The organism is Occultella kanbiaonis (assembly GCF_009708215.1).
GTDB lineage: Bacteria > Actinomycetota > Actinomycetes > Actinomycetales > Beutenbergiaceae > Occultella > Occultella kanbiaonis.
This window is the reverse complement of the sequence record NZ_CP046175.1, coordinates 366,499-386,111: the sequence shown is the minus strand read 5'-3', so window position 1 is coordinate 386,111 and position 19,613 is coordinate 366,499. Positions and strand designations below refer to the sequence as shown.

The window sequence follows — 19,613 nt, the reverse complement described above, 5'->3', positions numbered from 1 at the left end:
TCCCAGATCCCGTCGCCGCCCCGTGAGGCGGGTCCGCCCCCCGGACCGCTGGCCGCCGTCGGCCTCAGCCGGTGAAGGTGTACGTGATCCGCCCCGCCGTGCCGTGGGGTACTCGGAGCATGTGGGCCCGACGGCGGCCGTCGGCGAAGTAGGTCCGCTGCGTCGGGGCGAGGCTCACCTCGACGGCGGTGCCCCAGTCGATCACCAGGCTCACGTCGCCGCGGGTCAGGGTGGCCGAGGTGGCGACGGCGGTGGCTGCCGTGCCGTACTCGGCGCGCGTCCCGTCCGACCAGCGCAGGTCGTCGGACGGCATCAGGACGAGCGGGACCTGCTCGACGGCGTCCATCGTGGCGGTGATCTCGCGGACCAGACCGTCGTCGGTGAGCAGGGCGGCGCCGGTGATGTTGCCGCCGGTGGTGGCCCAGGCGAGTCCGAGGTCCCCCACGCCGGAGACGTCGGTGACGACGTGACCGTCGGCGACGGGGCCGTCGTAGAACGTCGGGGCGAGGTTCGAGGCGCCGTCGGTGCCACCGTTCGGGAGCACGCTCGCCCAGCACTCGGTGTTCGAGTTCTGGCCGCCGTGCACGAACACGCCGGCCCGCGGGTGCCAGAGCAGCCCGAACCCCGCCCGGACCACCTCGTTCGGGCGGGTGCCGAAGAACGCCTGCACGTAGTGGCTCGGGCGTCGCACGAACAGGTAGTACTGGTCCTGCGGGTCGGTGCGCAGCTCGGTGAACCGGCGGCGCCGCACCGGCGGCATCTGCGCGAGCGCGAGGTCCTTGGCGCGCCGGCTCGGGTAGTGCTCGCCGTAGCCGATGTTCGCCGGGATCCGCGGGTTGACGGCTCCCGGTGCGAGCGCGGGCACCGGTTCGTCCGACGCCGCCCAATCGGCCCGGATCCGGTCCCGGTCCTGCGCCGTGGTGTAGAACGGCCGCAGCGCCGGCACCCGCTCGGAGAGCACCGAACCCAGATCCCGCTGCTGGAAGTCCGTGGTGGCGTCGTCCAGGAAGTACATCGGTGTCCTGGCCGCACCGGACGCGAACGAGATCAGTCCGGAGCCGTCGGGTTCGGGCACGTTCGCGTAGCCGAGCCAGTCCGCGAGCCGGCGCACCAGTGGCAGCAGCACCGGGTGGCCGAGGCCGTCGTGGATCTCGATGACCTCGCTGAGCGTCACATTGAGGTTGTAGGCGATGTCCATCCCGCGCGGCTCGTACAGGAACCCGGCGGGGCTCTGCCCGTGGTCGGCGAGGTAGGCGACCCGGTCCCTCAGCAACGCCGAGAGCCGCGGGTCCGGGTCGAGCGCGAGGGCCTTCACGCAACCGGCCAGCCCAGCCATCGGCTGGTTCACGAACTCGACCCGGTCCGGCTGCCAGATGCCGGTGTTGGCCGGGTCGAGGAACCAGGCCATCGCGGCATGCAGTGCCGCGGTGATCGAGGCACGGCGCTGGGGCAGCAGGTCCGCGGACCGCAGGTGCTCCAGCGCCTTGCTCAGGTAGCCGAGTGCGAACGCCGTGGCCGCCCGGGAGCGTTCCTGCGGTTCGTACTCCGGCCAGGACCCGTCCTCGTGCTGCAGCCGCAGGTAGTAGTCGAGCGCTGCGTCCAGGCGGGCCAGCAGCGCCGGATCCCCGCGGTAGGGGTTCCAGGTCCGCTCGGTGGTGACGAACCAGGCGAGCACGTAGACGAGCTCGCTGATGCGTGCGTTGAACGGCTCGGCCGGGCTGCGCCACCAGCCCCCGCGGATGAACCCGCGCAGCTCCGTGTCGGAGTCGTCGACGTCGTTGGCGATGTCCGCGAGCGTGACCAGGAACGTCGCGAAGCGCTGCTCGGCAGGCTCGAACGCACTCCGGTCGGGCCCGCCTGCGCCCAGTGGTGGCACCGGCGCGAGCGGCCCGGCCGAGGACGGTGCGCCGTGGGCCGGCAACGCGAAGGGGATCCCGGCGAGCGCCGAGCCGGCGGCCGCACCGATCGTGGCGAGGCCGCCGAGCAGCACGGCACGGCGTGGCGGGTGGGCGAGCGGGGAGGTCGACATCGACTGTCCTTCCGGGAACGGCATCAGTGGGAAATGCGTCGGCGCATCGGCGTTGACACGATTCAAACGTAGCCGCTACCGTCAGAATGCGCCACAGTGTCGCACGTGCTTCGATAATGTCGAACGCAACCAATCCCGACGAGGAGGTGCGGAGATGACCGCCACCGACGACACCGCGACCGCGCCCGGCACCGGCGCCCAACGCAGCTCGATCCAGGTCATCGACCGCACGGTCGCGCTGCTGCGTGCCCTGGCCGGCGCCGGACCGAGCGGACTCGCGCTCAAGGACCTGACGGCCGCCGTCGGGCTCCGTCCCTCGACGGGACGCACCCTGCTCAGCGCCCTGGTCACCCACGGCCTGGCGCGCCAGTCGGAGCCGGAGCGGCGCTACCTGCTCGGGCCGACGTTCTTCGAGCTGAACCGGTCCTACGTGGAGCAGTCCGACCTGGCGTCAGTGGCCGCGCCGGTGCTCCGGGAGCTGTGGCTCGCCACGGACGAGACCGTGCACCTGTCCGTGCTCAAGGACGCCCGGCGCGTCGACCTCTCGGTGCTGGTCAGCCAACAGTTGCTGAACATCAACCCCACCGTCGCCCGCTTCACCGACGACAACGCCGTCCCCCCGTTCCGCACCGCCGCCGGGAAGATCCTGTTCGCCGGGCAGAGCGCCCGGAGGCGGGCAGCGATGCTCGACGGGGCTCCGTGGCGGGCGGCCGTGGACCGGACGCCCGCGGAGCTGGAGGAACTCGTCGAGCAGGTTCTCTCGCAGGGCTACGCGACCAACTACGAGGAGGAGGAACCGGGCGTGTGCGGCGTCGCCGCACCGGTCCGTGACCACACCGGGCGCACCGTCGCCGCCCTGTGCGTCGGCTACCCCTCGGTCCGGCACTCGCCGCTGCACGCGGAGGCGCTGCGCACCGCCGTCGTCGAGTCCGCGACCGCACTCTCGGCGCTCCTGGGCGCCGCACCGACCCTTGGGGAGCAGGCATCATGACCGAGCACTACGACGTCGTCGTCGTCGGCGGCGGGCCCGCGGGCTGTCCAGCCGCGATCCAGGCCGCGCGCCTGGGTGCCCGCACCCTGCTGGTCGAGAAGAACGGCGCCCTCGGCGGCACCACCACCGTGGCCGGCGTGGCGCTGCCGGGGCTGTTCCACGCGTGGGGCCGGCAGATCATCGCCGGTATCGGCTGGGACATGGTGCGCCGCTCCGTCGAGCTCACCGGGCGCGATCTCCCGGACTTCACCCAGTGGCAGCTGCCCCACTACAAGCTCCAGGTGCCGGTCAGCCCGGCGATCTACGCGTCGGTGATCGACGAGACCGTGGTGGCCTCCGGCGCGGAACTGCTGCTGCACACCATGGTCGCCGCGGTGCGCCCGAGTCCGGCCGGCTGGGACGTGACCCTGTGCACGAAGGAAGGGCTGATCGACCTCAGCACCACCATGCTCGTGGACGCGACCGGTGACGCGGACGTGGTCGCCCACGCCGGCCTGGCCCGGCACGCGAACGCCGACCGTCAGCCGGGCACCATCATGGTGCGCTTCGGCGGCTACGACCCGGCCACCCTGGACTACGAGGTGCTGGACGCGGCGTACGAGCGGGCGGTCGCCGCCGGCGACCTGGTGCCCGGCGACCTGCAGCTCTTCACCAAACCGATGCGCAAGTTCCTGCGCAACCACGGCGAGAACGCGATCCACGTGCCCGGGATCGAGGGTGGCACGTCCGCCGCGAAGACCGCCGCCGAGCTCGCCGGGCGCCGCACCCTGATGCGCGTGCACAACTTCCTCCGAGCGCTGCCCGGGCTCGAGGGCCTCACGGTGGACCGGTGGGCGATCGAGACCGGGGTCCGGGAGACGTACACGATCGACGGGCTGACCCGGGTCACCGCGGTCGACTACACGAGCGGCCGGCTCTGGGACGACGCCGTGAGCTTCAGCTTCTACCCGATCGACGTGCACTCGCACGACGGCGACGGCATCGACATCCGGCCGTTGACGTTCGGCATCTTCCCGACGATCCCGCGGGGCGCGATGATCCCGCGCGGCAGCACGAACCTGGTCGTGGCCGGCCGGGCCATCGCCGGGGACCAGGAGGCCAATTCCGCCTACCGCGTGCAGGCCTCCTGCATGGCGATGGGCCAGGCGGCCGGCGCCATCACCGCCCTCGCGGCGCGCACCGGATCGGCCGCGGCGGACGTGCCCATCGAGGACGTCCGCGCGGCGCTGCGCGCCCACGGCGCCATCGTGCCCGGCGACCCCGACGCACCCCGTACCGAGCCCGAGTCCGACTCGACGCGCTCCACCGACCCGACGCTCTCGGCCGGCTCGACGCACCCGACCGAACCGGCCACGACCGGCCATCCGCGCAGCGCCTGACCCGACAACCCCGATCCCACGCCCGACCCTCGAAGGAGAGGCCCATCATGTCCCCCATCACCTCGGAACCGCGCTTCACCCCGTCCCGCCGCGCCCTCCTCCTCGGTGGCGCCGGGTTCGGCGCCCTCACGCTCGCCGGGTGCGGCGGCTTCGTGAACGACGACGACGGCGGCGGGTCGGGTGCGGAGTCCGGGTCCGGTGCCGGCGGTGGCACCGTCTCCGCGTACCTGTCCACCGAGCAGAACACCGGCATCGAGCCGCTCGTGGAGCCGTTCACCGCCGACAGCGGCGTCGAGCTCGACATCACGTCCGTGGCCGTGCCGGACATGAACCAGCAGCTCGCCGTGCAGCTCTCGTCCGGGACCGCGGCGGACATCTTCCGGGTCTCCCCCGGGTACTCCTCCAACGTGGCCGCCGGCGTGCTCGGCAGCGGCGGCGACCTGCTCGACCTCTCCGATGCGGCCTGGGCCGCCAGCATCGACGACGGCACCCGGGCCCTGTCCGACGTGGACGGCAAGACGTTCGCGTTCCCGGTCGCGCGCAACTCTCTTGTGCTGGCCTACAACCTGGCGGTCTTCGACGAGCTGGGCCTCGAGCCGCCGACCACCTGGACCGAGCTGCTCGACGTGTGCCAGGCCCTGACCGACTCCGGCCGGACCGCGATCTCGCACGGGTTGTCCGGCGGCGCGATCTACCTGCAGTTCTACGTGTACATCCTGGCCGGCACCCTGCTGTACGGGCCGAACCCCGACCTCGACGCCCAGATGCGCGCCGGGGAGACCAGCTTCACCGACGAGCCCGGCTGGACCGAGGTGTTCACCAAGTACCTCGAGCTGCGTGACAAGGGCTACTTCACCGAAGGCGCACTCGGCGTCTCGCCGGACCAGGCCATGCAGGACCTGGCCACCGGCGTCGCGGGGATGACCGTGCTGACCAACTCGGGCCTGCCCGCCCTGTACGAGTACTCCGAGACCGGCGCAGAGGCGTTCTCCATCCTCGCGATGCCCGCCGGCGACGACGCCGAGGCAACCCTGATGCCGACCGCGCCGGACTTCCTGGCCGTCAACGCGGCGGCCACCAACCCCGACGGCGCCCGCGCCCTCCTGGAGTTCCTCGCCGAGCCCGCGAACGTGGAGACCTACGCGAACGCGCTCGCGGTGCTGCCCGGCCTGGACGTCGGCGCCCAGGTCGACAACCCGGCGCTCGAGCCGGTGCTGCCGCTCGTCGACGCGGGCCGGACCGTCTCCTACGCGAACTACCTGTGGCCCAACGGTGACGTGCAGCAGACCATGCTGCAGTCCGGGCAGCAGCTCTACGCCGACGAGATCACCATCGCAGACCTGCTCGCCCAGATGGACGCCGAGTACGCGAAGGGCACGCCGTGACCTCAGCCGTGACCACGGCGACGTCACCGCGAACGACCGGACCGACGCCGTCGGGCAGGAAGGGACGCCTGACCCCGGGCGGGGTGCCGTACGCGCTGCTGCTGCCCGCGTTCGTCCTCTACGCCATGGTGGTGCTCTACCCGACCCTGTCCGGGGCGGTGTACGCGTTCACCGACTGGACCGGACGGGCCGACGGCACGAAATTCGTCGGCTGGGCCAACTTCGCGGAGATCTTCTCCGACGTGGCGGCCCGGTCGGCGCTGCGGAACTCGCTGGTCATCGCCGTGTCGGTGACCGTGGTGCAGACGCTCGTCGGGCTCGCGCTGGCCCTGGCGCTGCACACGTCGCTGGTGACCAGGAACGTGCTCCGCACGCTGTTCTTCGCACCCGCTCTGCTGCCGCCGGTGATCATCGCGTTCCTCTGGACGTTCATCCTCACCCCGCAGGGGCCGTTGAACACGGTATTGCGCGGGCTGGGGCTGGACTTCCTCGCGCAGAACTGGCTCGGCGACTCCTCGCTGGCGCTGTGGACCGTGATCGGCGTGGTGATCTGGCAGAGCGCCGGGCTGACCATGGTGATCTACCTGGCCGGGCTGCAGGGGATCCCCACCGAGCTCAACGAGTCCGCCGCGCTGGACGGGGCGTCGTGGTGGCAGCGCACCCGCCTCGTCACGGTGCCGCTGCTCATCCCCGCGACCACGGTCGCGATGTCGCTGACCCTGATCAGCAGCCTGAAGCTGTTCGACCAGGTGTTCGCGATGACCGGCGGTGGGCCCGGCTACGCCACCGAGACGCTGTCCGTGATCATGTACAAGGAGGCCTTCGTGTCCGGCCGGTTCGGCTACTCCACCGCGATCGCCCTGGTGCTCACGATGATCGTGTTCGCCTTCACGATGGTCCAGCTCGGCGCCCTGCGACGATTCGACGTGGACCGATGAGCCGGCGGTTCGGGGCGGCACGGCTGGGCCGCGAGGCGCTCATGGTCCTCGTCGCGTGCGCGTTCATCTTCCCGTTCTACGTGTTCTTCACGGTCTCGATGAAGACGCAGGCCGAGGTCGCCTCGAACCCGCTCGGACTGCCGACCACGCTGCACCTGGACAACTTCGCCACCGCCTGGAACCGCGGCGATCTGGGCGAGGCGTACCTCAACTCGATCATCGTGGTGGCCCTCAGCGTGCTCATCCTGGTCGGCTTCGGCTCCATGGCCGCCTACACGCTGGCCCGACGGCTGAGCCGGCTCAGCACCGTGGCGTACCTGGTGTTCCTGGTCGGGCTGATGATCCCGCTGCAGCTCGGCATGGTGCCGCTGTACCAGTTCATGAACTCGGCGAACCTGCTCGGCACCTGGACCGCTCTGATCCTGTTCGAGGCCGGGCACCAGCTCCCGTTCACGATCTTCCTGTACGCGGGGTTCATCCGGGCGCTGCCCCGCGAGTACGAGGAGGCCGCGCGGGTCGACGGCGCCGGTCCGGTCACGATGTTCCGCAGGATCGTGTTCCCGCTGCTGCGTCCGATCACCGGCACCGTCGTGATCCTCACCGGGATCACCACCTGGAACGACTTCCTCACCCCGCTGCTCTACGTGGGCGGCAGCAGCCAGCAGACGCTGCCGGTGGCGATCTACGCGTTCCGCGGCGAGTTCGCCACGGACTGGGGAGTGCTGTTCGCGGGCATGGCGATCGCGATCATCCCGCTGCTGATCGTCTACTTCTTCCTGCAGAAGTACTTCATCATCGGGTTCGCGAGCGGCATCAAGGGCTGACGGCGGCGCCGCACCCTGGCGCCGGCGCCGGTCCCGCCGAGGAAGTACCGCCCGCCTGAGACAGACCACGACCATGGACTGCTTCAGGCACGAGGTGCTTCCTCACGGTGCCACTCTCACCTCCGGCGGTCCGCGGCGTCAGTTCGCGAAGTGGCGAACGAGCTCGTCGACGCGTCGCCCCTCGTTCCCGGGCGAGAAGCGCGCGGCCCGTTGGAGGGTGGCCACGCCGTGCACGGCGCCCCAGAGCACCTCCGCGGCCGTCTCCAGGTCGGCCGGCGGCCGGTCGAGACCGCGGAGGGTGATGACGATCGCCTCGAACGCGTCGCGCAGCGGGCGGGGTGTCTCCGCGGACGCGAACGGCACACCGATCGGCAGCCGGAACATCGCCTCGTAGGTGGCCGGATGCCGCTCGGCGAAGTCCAGGTAGGACGTGACGAGCGCGCGGACTCCCTCCGCGCCGGTCCGAGCCGCGTCGGGTGCGGTCGCCGCGACCATCGCCGCCGAGAGCTCGACCATGCCGTCGAGTGCCACGGCGGTGACGATCTGGGATCTTCCCTCGGGGAAGTGCGAGTAGAGCACGGGCTGGCTGTACCCGATCGCGTCCGAGAGCCGACGCGTCGTCACGGCCTCCCAGCCCTGATCCTCGGCGAGCGCACGGGCCGCGGCGACGATCCGCGCCTCCCGCTCCGCGAGCCGACGTGCCTTGTGCGCTGCTGCCGGTGTGGTCATCAGCCCATGCTAGCGCCGCTAGATTTCTTCTGCTACGTTTTCTAGCACTGCTAGATTTCGTTCAGGACAGAGGAGATGGACATGGACTGGTTGCCAGTCGTCGCAGTGGTGGTCACGGGACTGATGGTGGGGGTCGAGGCATCGGTGGCGTTCGTCATCAACCCGATCACCGACCGGCTGCCGGAGAACGCCGGGCTCCTCGCCCGAGCCGACGGTGGTCGGATGCTCGGCCGGCTGATGCCGTTCTGGTACTTCGGTTCGCTCCTGCTCACCGCCGCGACGGCTCTGCTGCTGCCCGAGGCAGCCATCGCGGCCTGGATCGCCGCGGCCCTGCTGACGCTGAGTGTGATCATCTCGATCACCCTGCTGGTACCCATCAACAACCGGTCGAAGACCTGGACGCCCGAGACGGCGCCGGCCGACTGGCGCGAACAGGTGGGGCGCTGGGACGCCCTGCACTACCTGCGCGTCGCCATCATCGTCGCCGCGTTCACGCTGCTGACCGTCGCGGTCGCCGCCTGAGAGGGCAGCCGGTCCACTCCCTCGGACCGGCCACCACTCTCGGGCGCGACCGGCTGGTCTCGACCGACGGTCGGCGCACCGAGTGCCTCAGCCGCCGATCACCTCCGCGCCATCGGCGACGAGCAGGTCCTCGCCACGGTTGCCGGCGATCACGTTGGCCCGCAGCTCGATCCCGGTGCCGGCGTCGATACGGACTCCGTTCGCGTTCCCGGTCACGACATTGGCCTCGATCAGCACGTCGGTGGGGTCACCGGCGGCGTGACCGTCGTCGCCCGGGTCCGGGACCAGTCGGATCCCCCAGAATCCCTCGGCCCGGTTCCCGGTGATGATGTTGGCCCGGACCACGGTCCCCGGCGCGTTGCGCAGCTCGATCCCGGAGCGTGCCGGCGCGAACTGGCCCGCGACGATGACGTTGTGCTCGATCAGGGTCGTCGGCGAGCCGAGCATCACGATCACGGCCTCCCGGTTGCCCCGCAGGATGTTGTGGTGGACCCAGTTGCCCGGCCCGGAGGCGTCGTGCTGGGTGGCGCCACCGCCGGTGTTGCCGAGGGCGATGCCCGCCGCCCTGCCACCGGTGACCGTGTTCCGGCTGATCTCGTTGAGGTACTCGTCCTCGCCGTGCAGGTCGATCGCGTCGAGCACGCCGCCGGTGATCGTGTTCCCGCTGATCAGGTTGTTGTGGGTGTAGTACTGCAGCAGGATCGCGTGCCTGAGATACGTGCCGTCGAAGGTGTTGCCGGTGATCAGGTTGTGCCGGGAGTCGTCGGCATAGGCATACCGGTCCTCGCCCGGGGCGCCCTGGATCGCGATGCCGTACCCGGCGCCGCCGCCGCCCACGGAGGTCGCGTTCGCGAAGTGGCTGCCGCGGACGATCACGTCCCTGCTGCGTTCGATCCGGATCGCGATCCGCTGGAAGCGCTCGACGGTGACGTTCTCGACCAGTACCCGTTCGCTGCCGTTCGGCCCCTGGTGGGCGAGGTAGATCCCGTAGGTGGGGCCGCCGCCGATGGAGTTGTCGTTCGGGTCGTCGCTGAACGGTCCGTCGAAGGTCGAGGTGATGGTCAGGCCGGCGATCACGACGTCGTGGATCCCGTAGCCGCGCAGCACCTTCCCGGCGGAGGTCTCCTCGGTGAGCGCGGAGCGCAGGATGGTGACGTCGGCGCCGGACCCGATCAGGTGCACCCCGGAGCGCAGCACCACATGGGTGGTGGGGTCGGCGGGGTCGGTGCTGACCAGGTCGTACGTCCCCGGCGGCAGGAGCACGGTGTCCCCGGGCGCGGCCGCCGCGATCGCGGCACGGAGGGCGACGGCGTCGTCACCGGTGTCGGGGGACGGGTCGGCCCCGTAGTCGCGCACGTCGAGCGTGGCGCCGGTCGCTGGTGCGGGTTCGGCGACCTCGTGCGGGGTGCCGTCCGGCGTCACCAGACCGGGCGCCGTCCACGGCTCCGCGTCCGGATCGGGGCCGGGCAGCAGGTCGGAGAGATCGTCCACGACGGCGCCGTCGGGGTTCGGCAGGTACGCCCGGAGCTCGGTCACACTGTTCCAGCCGCTCGCGGAGTTGCCGTGCCCGACGTAGCGCAGGTACCGGGCAGCGAGCCCGGTCTCGGGCGCCACCCCCAGTTCCACGGGCTCGAAGTTCAGCGAGGCCCCGGAGCTTGCGCGCCCGGTCGTCGCTGCCGTCCACGTCTGGCCGTCGACCGAGACCTCGATGTCGAAGTAGGACTCGCGCTGATCGCCCTGGTGCCAGGCGATGCCGAGGTAGCCGACCTGGTGCGCCGCCCCGAGGTCGATGGTGAGCCACTGGGGTTCGCCGCCGTCGATCGTCTGCGCGGACCAACGGGTGGTCGGATCCCCGTCGACCGCGTTCTCGGGGAGGTTGCCGTCGCTTCCGGACGCCGTGACGCTCACGACCTCGTGGTGGGCGGGGGCCACCTCGGCCACCGCCGGGAGCGCCGTCGCGACGGTCCCGGCCAGGACCGCGCTCACGACGATCGCCAGGGTTCGGGTGGGTCCCGGACGGCGTCGTCCGGTGGTTCGGGTGAGATCCATGGTGACGACGCAAGCGGCCCCGGGGGCCCGCGTCAACGCTTTCCCTGCTGACGGAAAGCCGGCCGGTTTCCGGCCAATGGAAACGTCTTGTCCGCGCTGGCGCCCGGCCGTAGCGTCCGCTGCATCATGGCACCGGCGCGGGCATCGCGGCCGGCGCCGTTGCGAGAGGGAGACCGATGACGAGCGGACCTGCGCCACGCCCATCACGAGGGCGTGCGCCGTGCCCATCACGAGGGCGCGCGCCGCACCCATCACGAAGGCGTGCGAAGCACGACGGCCCACACCGGCCGCTCGCGTGCTGAGCCGGCGGGCGCTGCTCGGCGGAGCCGGTGCGCTGGTGGGCCTGGCCGCCCGCCCGACTCGCGCGGCGGGGGCGCCCACGGCGGCCGGGGCCACCGCCGAGGTGCGCAGCGACCCGGGAGCCGGTGGCGCGGGCTGGGCGGCGAGCTGGGCGACGGCGCCGGTCGCGCCCACCGGTGCGGACCCGGTGGCGAGCGTTGGATTCACCGACACCACGGTGCGGCAGGTGCTGCGGCTGAGCGCCGGCGGCCAGGTGCGGCTGCGGTTCGGCAATCCGTTCGGGGCCGACCCGGTCCTGATCGGTCCGGTATCGGTGGCGTTCGGCACCGGCGGGGCGCACATCGACACCGGCACGAGCGCGGCGGTCACGTTCGGCGGGTCACCGACCGGGCTGCTCGCCGCCGGCGCCACGCTCGTCAGCGACCCGGTGGTCCGGCCGGCGCCGGGCGGTCCCCGACCGTGGCAGGCGGACGACGGCGGCGACGTGGTGGTCAGCGTCTACCTCGCGGGACCGACCGGTCCGGTGAGTTTCCACCGCAACGTGCATGCGACCGGCTACGCGGCGCCCGGTGACCGGGTCCTCGATCCGGGCGCGGCGTTCGTCCCCAGCGGCACCGCGTCGTACCTGGTCACCGGGCTGGACGTGCCCGCGCGGGGTCGTGCGGTCGTGGCAGTGCTCGGCGACTCGATCGCCGAGGGGGTCGGCACCACCACGGACGCGAACTCACGCTGGCCCGACCTGCTCGCCGGCCGCGTCCCGGCCGGGCGGCCCGGTGACCGGCAGCGCATGCCGGCGGTCGCGAACCTCGGCATCAGCGGGAACCGGGTGCTCCTCGACGATGCCCGGTTCGGGGTGAGCGGCCAGGCGCGTCTGGACCGGGACGTGTTCGGGCTGCCGGGCCTGTCCACCTTGCTGGTGCACCTCGGCATCAACGACATCCAGCAGCCGCCGAGCCAGCTCGAGGCCTCGGTGATCCTGGCGGGCCTCGACCAGATCGTTCGCCGCGCGCGCGACCAGGGCCTGCGTGTCCTCGGCGCGACCGTGACACCGTTCGAGGGCTGGCAGCGGTACACCCCGGAGCTGGAGCAGGTACGCGCCAGGGTCAACGCGGGCATCCTCGGCGGCCTCTTCGACGCGGTCGCCGACTTCGACGAGGCCGTGCGCGACCCGGCCCGGCCCCAGCGGCTGTTGCCGGCCTACGACAGTGGCGACGGGCTGCACCCGAACGACGCGGGCGCCCAGGCTCTCGCGGATGCGGTGCCGCTGCGCGAGCTGCGCTGAGCGCGGTCCACGCAGAGCAGTCACGACCACCACGAACACGAGAAGCGAGAACGATGTACGTCGACATGTCCCTCGACCACCTGGCCGAGTATCGCCCAACCCCCGAGGAGCCAGGAGACTTCGACGCGTTCTGGGCGCGCACCCTCGCCGACTCCCCGGCGGGCGTGGCCGGCTATGAGCGGGTCGACGTCGGCCTGAGCACGGTGGACGTGTTCGACGTGACGTTCCCCGGCTACGCGGGCCAGCCGATCAAGGCCTGGCTGCTGCTGCCCCGGCACCGGACCGGCCGGCTGCCCGGCATCGTGCAGTACATCGGCTACAACGGTGGGCGCGGCATCCCGTTCGAATGGCTCACCTGGAGCGCCGCCGGGTACGCCCACCTGATCATGGACAACCGGGGTCAGGGCGGCGGCGGCAAGACAGTCGCGCACACCCCGGACCTCAACCCGGAGGGCCACGGGTCGTCCGCACCGGGCTTCCTGACGAACGGCATCGAGGACCCCGAGCGCCACTTCTATCGCCGCCTGATCACCGATGCCGTGCGGGCCGTCGACGCCCTGAAGGGTGCGCCGGAGGTCGACGGGAGCAGGGTCGCCGTGCTCGGTGGCAGCCAGGGCGGCGGGCTCGCCCTCGCGGTGGCCGGCCTTCGGGACGACCTGTCTGCCGCGATCGTGGACGTGCCGTTCATGTGTCACTACCGGCGTGCGTCCACGATCACCGACAACGGTCCCTATGCGGAGATCCGGCGCTGGCTGAGCGGGCACCGGGACAGCGTCGACGCGGCGATGCGCACCCTCTCCTATCTCGACGGCGTGAACTTCGCCGCCCGTGCTTCCTGTCCCGCCTGGTTCTCGGTGGCGTTGATGGACAACATCTGCCCGCCGTCCACCGTCTATGCGGCCTATCACCGGTACGCCGGCCCGAGGGACATCGCGGTGTACCACTACAACGGTCACGAGGGCGGTGGCCCGTACGGCGTCCCGCGCACGTTGGCCGCCCTGGCCGAGACCCTCGGCCGCCCGACCGCTCAGTCCGACACACCGTCCGGGTCAGGTCCGGACGCGGCCAGCGCACTCCCGATGGCGGCGCCCGCCCGGACCACCGCCCGCGCGTGAGCGGCGATGGTGGGCCGCTCCAGCGCAGCGTCCGGGCCGGACACGCTCACACCGCCGCAGACCTGACCGTCCGCGCCGCGCAGCGCCACCCCGATGCAGCGGATGCCCTCCTCGTTCTCCCCGTTGTCGAACGCCCAGCCCCGCTCGCGGATCTGGCTCAGATCGACCAGGAGGCGAGCGCGGGAGATCAGCGTGTGCCGGGTGCGGGCATGCACCGGACGTTGGGTGAGCAGCCGCACTGCTCGCTCGGGCGCCATGGTCGCCAGGTACGCCTTGCCGATGGCGGTCGCGTGCAGCTCGAGCCCGAGGCCCACGTAGGAGCCGAGCAGGTAGGACCCGGGCGCCTCCACCTTGGCGACGTACACCAGAGCGCCGTCCCGCACCGCGGCCAGGTGCACGGTCAGGCCGGTCGCGTCACGCAGGCGCAGCAGGTGCGGGGTGAGGTCGCGACGCGCCGGGTCCAGGCCACCGCCGGCGGTGGGTCGCCGCAGGCTCGCCATGCCGTCCTGCCGCGGGCCCGGGTGGTAGCGCCGGTCGGCGTCCTGGACGACCCACCCGCCGGCCACGAGCTCGGCCAGGATGCGATGGACGGTGCCGTAGCTGAGTCCGGTGGTCGCGCAGATGTCGGTGAGCCGGTGGTTCGTGAGCACCGCCTCCAGCACCCGCAGTCCCTTGGCGAGCGCGGACGCGCTCGTCTGCTCGGGGCCCGGATGCGTGACGGTCATCGGCGGTCGGCCTCCGGCCCGGTGCCACCGCGGCCCGGTCCGGCGCCGTCGCCCTGGCCGAGCGAGACGTGCGCCAGGTACACGGGAAGTGAGAGGCCCAGGAACGGCACGATCGTCGGCAGCAGCCCGCAGGTGAAGACGAACGCGGCGACGATCGCGAGGAGGGCGAGCGCGCGCACCGGCCGGCGTGCCACCAGGTAGCCGGACTCCGCCAGCCAGTGCTTGACGTCGGCGTCCCGGGACCGGTGCGCCGCGACCGGCAGCCCGAGGAGCAGCAGCGTGACGGCGGCGCCGACGACCGCCGTCGCCGGCGCCAGCACGAGCACCAGCACCAGCGCGAGCGGATCAGGACCCGCGTCGAGGCGGTCCATCAGGAACGTCGCGTTCACCACCAGCAGGGCCACGACCACGGCGCCCGCCAACCCGAGCGGCAGGCTCCGCCGCCAGGTCGCCGCGAACTCGCGGAAGGTGCCCGTGAACACCGCATCATCACCCTCGCGCAACCACGACCCGTAGGCCCGCCCGAGCGCGATCACGGCGGGTACCGCGGTGATCACCGGGAGGGCCAGGATGAACGCGGCCACGCCGCCGAGGGCGAGGTTCGCGGGGTAGGCCATCGCGGCGAGGAGTCGCTGCTCCCAGCCCCGGCGCCTGCGTGTGGTCACGGCGCTCATCATTGCCGCCTCGGCGCCTCGGCGAGCTCCGCACCGGCGGAGCGTGTCGGGTCCGCGTCGCCGGGCTCGGTGCGCCACCCGGCGAACCCCTCGCCCGTGACCGCCGCACCCGTGCCGGGCACCGCGGCGCCGTCCAGGTCGAGCACGACCCGCTCGATGGCGCCGTCGGCCGTGATCTCCACGCTGACCACGCGGCCGTCGGTCTGCGCCCGGACCCGGGCTCCGCCGTCGACGGACCACGGCCGGGGTTCGAGCACGCTCACGATCGTCGCCTCCGCCGCCGGGCCGACGGTGCGCCGCAGCGTGTGCTGGACCTTCTCGATCGCCAGCGACGGCGTCGATGAGGTCGGGTTCGCATGGATCGGCGTGGGCACCACGTCGGTTCGCGCAACCGCGGGCGCGACCGCGTGGATGGCGAGCGCGCCGCGGCCGGCTTCCGCGCGCCAGAGCTCGGGGGTGCCGTCGGTACCGGCTTCCACCGGTGCTGCCGGGTTGTCGGTCTGGAGCAGCCAGGTCCACTCGCGTGGGGCATCCGCCGCGAGGTCGTCCACCAGCACGAGGATCCCGCCCGGGGTGAGCACGAGGTGCCGGCGGACCCGCCGCACCCCCAGCGACCGGTCGTACATGGCGGCGACCTCGCTGACCGCGTGGGTCCAGCCCGAGCCGAGCGTCGTGGTCACGATCCGGCCGGTGTACTCGCGGTCCAGGTCCTTGTAGACGTGGTAGCGGCCGGTGTTGACGTACCCGTTGCCGTCCACGAGGACGGCGTTGTGGTGCGCGGTGCGCTTGCGGGAGGAGTACCCCTCGTCCACGGCCAGGTAGGAGCCCTCGCCGAGCAGCACGAACGTGCCGGAGTCCGGGTGGTGGTGCCCGGCGCTCAGGGTCACCCAGCCGCGCTGCTCGAGCAGATCGTGGGAGGTGTCCCAGGCCTTGTGGCCACCACCCGGGGATGCCTTGAACGAGACCAGGGTGGCGTCCTCGGCCCACGAGGTCCGGCCCACCACGAGGCCGAGGTCGGGGAAGTGCCGGCTCGTCGGCAGGTCGTCGGGCGCCACCGGCGCGACGTTCGGGTCGTACCAGAGGAACTCCTGGTACGCCTCGGCCCTGATCCCGGGGCGGACCCCGCTCTCGTACGCCTCGCGCCAGAGGAACCGGTCGGTGACCTGCGCGGCCAGCCACTGCGCCTGGCCGATCCCGTACTCCGACGCCAGCTTGTAGTACATCGCCACCGGGTGCCCGCTGCGGCGGTCGTGGCAGTCGCCGTGGTCGACGATCCGTTCCAGGTCCGGCGCCGCCTGGTAGAGGCGGTACCAGAACGTCTCGCGCAGGTGGTCGCTGCGACCGAACCAGTCGAGCCCTTCCGCGGACCGCAGCACGTCGAGGTAGCTGACCAGCCAGGGCTCGCCGTAGCGCCAGTAGACGACACCCTCGGAGTTCGAGCCGTCCGCGGGAAGCAGGTCCAGGACCATGTCGAAGTTCGCCTTCGCCCGCTCGGTCCAGTCCCGGGCCGCCGGGTGCTCGGCGGTCACGGCGTAGCCGGCCGTCGCGAGCCCGGCGTAACAGATCCAGTTGTGGTTCTGCCAGTACGACGAGGACCACCACTGCCCCTCGGTGGAGACGGCGAACTCGTACATCCGCGCACCCTGCAGGATCAGCTTGTCCCGCAGGGCGGTCCGTTCGTCGGCGGGTAGTGCGGGCCCGGCCCAGGAGTACGCGAGCCCGAGCCCGTGCAGCAGCCAGCCCGCGTCCAGGTCGTGATCGGGCATGTGTGCCCTGCCCCAGTGCACGAACCCCACCGGAACCGCGAGCCAGCGGCGCAGTTCGGTGAGGTAGTGGGCCTGCCCGGTGATCCGGTACGCGAGCGCGAGGTTCGCGGCCGCCGCACCGAGGTAGGTGATCGAGGCGCTGGGATGCTCCGTGGGCAGCACCTCGCTGCGGTAGCGCTCGCACTCCTCGAGCAGCCGGCGGAACTGGCCGGCACGGACGCCCTGTGCCTCGGCGCGGAGCCGGTCCTCGTGGCCGTCGAGGAGCAGGGTTGGGTTCGTCATCTCATCACCTCGTACGTCGTTCGGGTACCGTCGGCCGCGCCGACGCCGACGGTGAGTTGCCCGTCGGTCGCTTCGATCGTGAGCACGTCGGGGGCGGTTCCGACCGCGTACACGGACACGAACGTGACGTCCGCGGCGTTGGCGGTCCAATCCGCGACGTGGACGAGCCGGGACGGGTCGTCGGACGGGCCACGGCCCGGGCCGAGCACGAGGTCGGCCGCCGCGGTCGCGGCGTGCAGGCCGTGCAGCACCGCCGGCTGAGCCGGGCCGGGCGCCACCGACCGGTCCGGATCGGCGACGCCGGTCTCGGCGGCCCATCGTGACCGCCAGCCGCAGTCGGCCGCCCACACCGTCAGCGCCACCGCGGGACGCAACGCGAGAGTCACGTCCCGGGCCGCGCCGTCGAGGGTCTCGGCCCGCATCACGTCGACGAGACACCCGCCGGCGAGGATCACCTCGCGTCGCAACCGGACGCCGTCGATCGCCGTGTCGGTCTGCGCGGCGGCGCGGGTGCGGTCCGCGCTCACCTCCCAGGCCGTGACGACGGCGGAACTCTCGTTCTGGTCCGCGTCGTCCACCCGGACGGTGGGGTGCGCGAGCGTGCGGGCGTAGTGCCCGCGGCGCAGCGGGCTGCCGTAGGGCGGCACCCCGGGCGCGGGCTGCCAGGCGCCGTCGGCTCCGTAGAGGTACAGGGCCAGCTTGTCGAGGTGCCCGTGCGAGCCGCCGTGCGGGCCGGCGTCGACGATCGCCTGGATGGAGTCCGTGGCGTCCCGCAGGACCAGGTAGCCGGCATCCGCGAAGTGCACCGACGCCCGGTCGACGGTGAGCGCCGGCAGCGGATCGCCGTCGAACCAGGGCCCGAGCGTGTCCTCGAGCCCGTCGTACCTGCCGGCCAACCGCCGTCGGGCGTGGTTGACGACGCGGTCAAGGCCGGTCTCGCGCCACAGGCCGCCGGCGAGTGCCGCGATCTCGAGAACCTCGAGGTGCACGCCGTCGCGGTCGTACGGGCCGTCGTGGAGCATCGGGAGCGTGCCGTCGCCGGTGGCGAGACCGCTGAGCACGGCGACCATGGCGGCGAGCCTGGCGACCGCGGCGGCCGGCAGGTCGGCGGGCCGCGTGCCGCGCAGGTTGAGGAGGTAGGCACGCAGCACGAACAGGTGGTAGTAGGTGGACCCCTCCCACTCCCAACCGTCCCCCGCCACGGCCAGTTCCAGGTGCTCGAACGTGCGCGCGACCCAGGTGCCGACGTCGGCGGGCCGGCCGAGCACCTCGAGCGCCCGGTTCAGCATGCCGCCGGCCGCGTCGAGCCAGGCGGTGTAGTTGCTGCCCGGCTCGCCTCGATCGACCACCAGGGTCTCGCGTGCAGCCGCCACGGTCGTCAGCAGGCCCTCGAGCAGTTCCACGACGTCCGTGCTCATGGGTGCATCGGGCCCGAGGGTGACGATCGCGTCGGCGAGCTGCACGGCCCAGATGGCCTCGGTGAGGGCCTGGGCGAACAGCCGCCCTCGCAGCATCCACGGCTCGGCCCGGTCGCTCCAGTCCCCCGCGAGATCATGATGCACCCGCGCGAACCCTCGGATGATCCGGGTGGCCTCGTCACGGTCGGCGTCCCGCCCGTCCGCTCGGTACCGGTGGGCTGCGTGTCGCGCGGCCCGAGCCTTGGCCTGGTGGTCGAGCACGGTCCACGCGGAGGCGTACGGCTCCCCCTGCAGGCGGCAGCCGTGCGGGCAGGGGTAGGTCTCGCCGTCGGCCGGTAGGAGCTCCGTGCCGTGGGTGGGGCACACGTAGTTGTGCCACCACCCACCGCGAGCGCCGAGGATGTCGGTCACCGGAAGTTCGTTCCCCCGTTGATGTCCACGACCTGGCCCGTCACGTAGGACGACAGGTCCGAGGCGAGGAACACGGCGACCCCGGCGACGTCGTCCACCGTGCCGGCCCGCTTCAGCGGTACCCCTGCGATGATCGCGGCCTGGGCCTGCGGCGGGCTGAACGTGTTGTGGAAGGCCGTGTCGCCGATGAACCCGGGGGCGAGCGTGTTCACCGTGATGGCGTCCGGCGCGAGCTCCTTCGCCAGTCCCCGACCGAAGCCGACGACGGCGCCCTTCGAGGCCGCGTAGGCCACCGAGCCGGCACCTCCGCCGTTCTCCGCGGCGAGGGAGGACATCAGGATCACCCGTCCTGCCGCCGAGTCCCGCAGGTAGCCGATCGCGGCGCGGGTGGTGAAGAACGTGCTGCTCACGTTGACGGCACCCACCTGCTCCCACAGTTCGTCGCTCATGTCCGCGATCGGGGACCTGGCCACGAGGTGGCCGGCGTTGTTGACCAGGATGTCCAGACCACCGAGCTCGCCGGCGGCCTGCTCGACGACGGCCTTGGCCTGGACCGCCTCGGTGAGGTCGCCCCCGATGGCGAGGGACCGGCGGCCGAGCCGGGTGAGGCTCTCCGCGACCCGCTCGGCTCCCTCCTTGCTGTGTGCGTAGTGGACGGCGACGTCGGCACCGGCCACTCCGAGCGCATGGGCGATGGCGGCGCCGATCCCGGCACCACCCCCGGTGACGAGTGCGCGGCGTCCGGTGAGGTCGATCTGCATGCTGGTTCCTTCTCCTTCGGTGGGCTCCCGGTC

16 protein-coding genes are annotated in these 19,613 nt (G+C 72.2%); 8 read left to right on the top strand and 8 right to left on the bottom strand.

All coding sequences use genetic code 11. The features are described from left to right. Positions 1 to 64: 64 nt before the first annotated feature. Entirely contained in the window at positions 65 to 2,029 is a 1,965-nt protein-coding gene (locus tag GKS42_RS25935) for a hypothetical protein (protein ID WP_168217707.1), read from the bottom strand. A 154-nt stretch (positions 2,030 to 2,183) separates the two neighbouring features. On the opposite strand from GKS42_RS25935, the gene GKS42_RS25930 reads away from it, so the two are divergent. The 5 genes from GKS42_RS25930 to GKS42_RS01645 are packed head-to-tail and all read left to right on the top strand — an operon-like array spanning position 2,184 to position 7,546. Then, a complete protein-coding gene (locus GKS42_RS25930; RefSeq protein WP_168217706.1) occupies positions 2,184 to 3,020 on the top strand; it encodes an IclR family transcriptional regulator in 837 nt (278 codons plus the stop codon). Then, positions 3,017 to 4,399 carry an FAD-dependent oxidoreductase gene (locus tag GKS42_RS01660; protein ID WP_154792266.1) on the top strand — a complete coding sequence of 461 codons (1,383 nt, stop codon included), beginning with the start codon at positions 3,017 to 3,019 and terminating at the stop codon, positions 4,397 to 4,399. The genes GKS42_RS25930 and GKS42_RS01660 overlap by 4 nt, the downstream gene beginning before the upstream one ends. A gap of 47 nt (positions 4,400 to 4,446) precedes the next feature. Next, the gene (locus GKS42_RS01655) at positions 4,447 to 5,784 is read left to right on the top strand and encodes an ABC transporter substrate-binding protein (RefSeq protein ID WP_154792265.1); all 1,338 of its coding nucleotides are present in this window, start codon (positions 4,447 to 4,449) and stop codon (positions 5,782 to 5,784) included. Next, positions 5,781 to 6,722, top strand: coding sequence for a carbohydrate ABC transporter permease (locus tag GKS42_RS01650; RefSeq protein WP_232847874.1), 942 nt, complete (start codon positions 5,781 to 5,783; stop codon positions 6,720 to 6,722). Before GKS42_RS01655 ends, GKS42_RS01650 begins: the two co-directional genes overlap by 4 nt. Next, positions 6,719 to 7,546 carry a carbohydrate ABC transporter permease gene (locus tag GKS42_RS01645; RefSeq protein ID WP_154792264.1) on the top strand — a complete coding sequence of 276 codons (828 nt, stop codon included), beginning with the start codon at positions 6,719 to 6,721 and terminating at the stop codon, positions 7,544 to 7,546. The genes GKS42_RS01650 and GKS42_RS01645 overlap by 4 nt, the downstream gene beginning before the upstream one ends. Positions 7,547 to 7,684: 138 nt before the next feature. On the opposite strand, the gene GKS42_RS01640 is transcribed toward GKS42_RS01645, so the two are convergent. Beyond that, on the bottom strand, positions 7,685 to 8,275 hold the full coding sequence (locus GKS42_RS01640) for a TetR/AcrR family transcriptional regulator (RefSeq protein WP_154792263.1): 591 nt from the start codon (positions 8,273 to 8,275) through the stop codon (positions 7,685 to 7,687). 81 nt (positions 8,276 to 8,356) lie between these two features. Between GKS42_RS01640 and GKS42_RS01635 the strand changes: the two genes are divergently transcribed. Further along, on the top strand, positions 8,357 to 8,797 hold the full coding sequence (locus tag GKS42_RS01635) for an anthrone oxygenase family protein (protein ID WP_154792262.1): 441 nt from the start codon (positions 8,357 to 8,359) through the stop codon (positions 8,795 to 8,797). Between the two features lie 87 nt (positions 8,798 to 8,884). Here GKS42_RS01635 and GKS42_RS01630 read toward each other — a convergent pair whose 3' ends face one another. Next, complete coding sequence (locus GKS42_RS01630; RefSeq protein ID WP_168217705.1) at positions 8,885 to 10,846, bottom strand: right-handed parallel beta-helix repeat-containing protein; 1,962 nt, start codon at positions 10,844 to 10,846, stop codon at positions 8,885 to 8,887. 220 nt (positions 10,847 to 11,066) lie between these two features. Here GKS42_RS01630 and GKS42_RS01625 point away from each other — a divergent pair, with 220 nt between their 5' ends. After that, on the top strand, positions 11,067 to 12,428 hold the full coding sequence (locus GKS42_RS01625; RefSeq protein ID WP_210769283.1) for an SGNH/GDSL hydrolase family protein: 1,362 nt from the start codon (positions 11,067 to 11,069) through the stop codon (positions 12,426 to 12,428). Positions 12,429 to 12,481: 53 nt separating this feature from the next. Then, a complete protein-coding gene (locus GKS42_RS01620) occupies positions 12,482 to 13,543 on the top strand; it encodes an acetylxylan esterase (protein ID WP_154792259.1) in 1,062 nt (353 codons plus the stop codon). Here GKS42_RS01620 and GKS42_RS01615 read toward each other — a convergent pair. The 5 genes from GKS42_RS01615 to GKS42_RS01595 are packed head-to-tail and all read right to left on the bottom strand — an operon-like array spanning position 13,456 to position 19,580. Next, on the bottom strand, positions 13,456 to 14,268 hold the full coding sequence (locus GKS42_RS01615) for an IclR family transcriptional regulator (RefSeq protein ID WP_154792258.1): 813 nt from the start codon (positions 14,266 to 14,268) through the stop codon (positions 13,456 to 13,458). The genes GKS42_RS01620 and GKS42_RS01615 overlap by 88 nt on opposite strands. Beyond that, on the bottom strand, positions 14,265 to 14,933 hold the full coding sequence (locus GKS42_RS01610) for a DUF624 domain-containing protein (protein WP_154792257.1): 669 nt from the start codon (positions 14,931 to 14,933) through the stop codon (positions 14,265 to 14,267). The genes GKS42_RS01615 and GKS42_RS01610 overlap by 4 nt, the downstream gene beginning before the upstream one ends. An 8-nt stretch (positions 14,934 to 14,941) precedes the next feature. Then, entirely contained in the window at positions 14,942 to 16,990 is a 2,049-nt protein-coding gene (locus GKS42_RS01605) for a DUF4962 domain-containing protein (protein ID WP_154792256.1), read from the bottom strand. After that, on the bottom strand, positions 16,987 to 18,819 hold the full coding sequence (locus tag GKS42_RS01600; protein ID WP_154792255.1) for a heparinase II/III domain-containing protein: 1,833 nt from the start codon (positions 18,817 to 18,819) through the stop codon (positions 16,987 to 16,989). The genes GKS42_RS01605 and GKS42_RS01600 overlap by 4 nt, the downstream gene beginning before the upstream one ends. Further along, complete coding sequence (locus GKS42_RS01595) at positions 18,816 to 19,580, bottom strand: SDR family NAD(P)-dependent oxidoreductase (RefSeq protein WP_154792254.1); 765 nt, start codon at positions 19,578 to 19,580, stop codon at positions 18,816 to 18,818. Before GKS42_RS01595 ends, GKS42_RS01600 begins: the two co-directional genes overlap by 4 nt. Positions 19,581 to 19,613 lie beyond the last annotated feature (33 nt).

Excerpts from the sequence above, each read along its gene's own strand:
- GKS42_RS01615 (WP_154792258.1), bottom strand. The coding sequence starts at position 14,268 with ATGACCGTCACGCATCCGGGCCCCGAGCAGACGAGCGCGTCCGCGCTC.
- GKS42_RS25935 (WP_168217707.1), bottom strand. The coding sequence starts at position 2,029 with ATGTCGACCTCCCCGCTCGCCCACCCGCCACGCCGTGCCGTGCTGCTC.
- GKS42_RS01635 (WP_154792262.1), top strand. The coding sequence starts at position 8,357 with ATGGACTGGTTGCCAGTCGTCGCAGTGGTGGTCACGGGACTGATGGTG.
- GKS42_RS01645 (WP_154792264.1), top strand. The coding sequence starts at position 6,719 with ATGAGCCGGCGGTTCGGGGCGGCACGGCTGGGCCGCGAGGCGCTCATG.
- GKS42_RS01620 (WP_154792259.1), top strand. The coding sequence starts at position 12,482 with ATGTACGTCGACATGTCCCTCGACCACCTGGCCGAGTATCGCCCAACC.
- GKS42_RS01630 (WP_168217705.1), bottom strand. The coding sequence starts at position 10,846 with ATGGATCTCACCCGAACCACCGGACGACGCCGTCCGGGACCCACCCGA.
- GKS42_RS01605 (WP_154792256.1), bottom strand. The coding sequence starts at position 16,990 with ATGACGAACCCAACCCTGCTCCTCGACGGCCACGAGGACCGGCTCCGC.
- GKS42_RS01655 (WP_154792265.1), top strand. The coding sequence starts at position 4,447 with ATGTCCCCCATCACCTCGGAACCGCGCTTCACCCCGTCCCGCCGCGCC.
- GKS42_RS01595 (WP_154792254.1), bottom strand. The coding sequence starts at position 19,580 with ATGCAGATCGACCTCACCGGACGCCGCGCACTCGTCACCGGGGGTGGT.
- GKS42_RS01640 (WP_154792263.1), bottom strand. The coding sequence starts at position 8,275 with ATGACCACACCGGCAGCAGCGCACAAGGCACGTCGGCTCGCGGAGCGG.
- GKS42_RS01660 (WP_154792266.1), top strand. The coding sequence starts at position 3,017 with ATGACCGAGCACTACGACGTCGTCGTCGTCGGCGGCGGGCCCGCGGGC.
- GKS42_RS25930 (WP_168217706.1), top strand. The coding sequence starts at position 2,184 with ATGACCGCCACCGACGACACCGCGACCGCGCCCGGCACCGGCGCCCAA.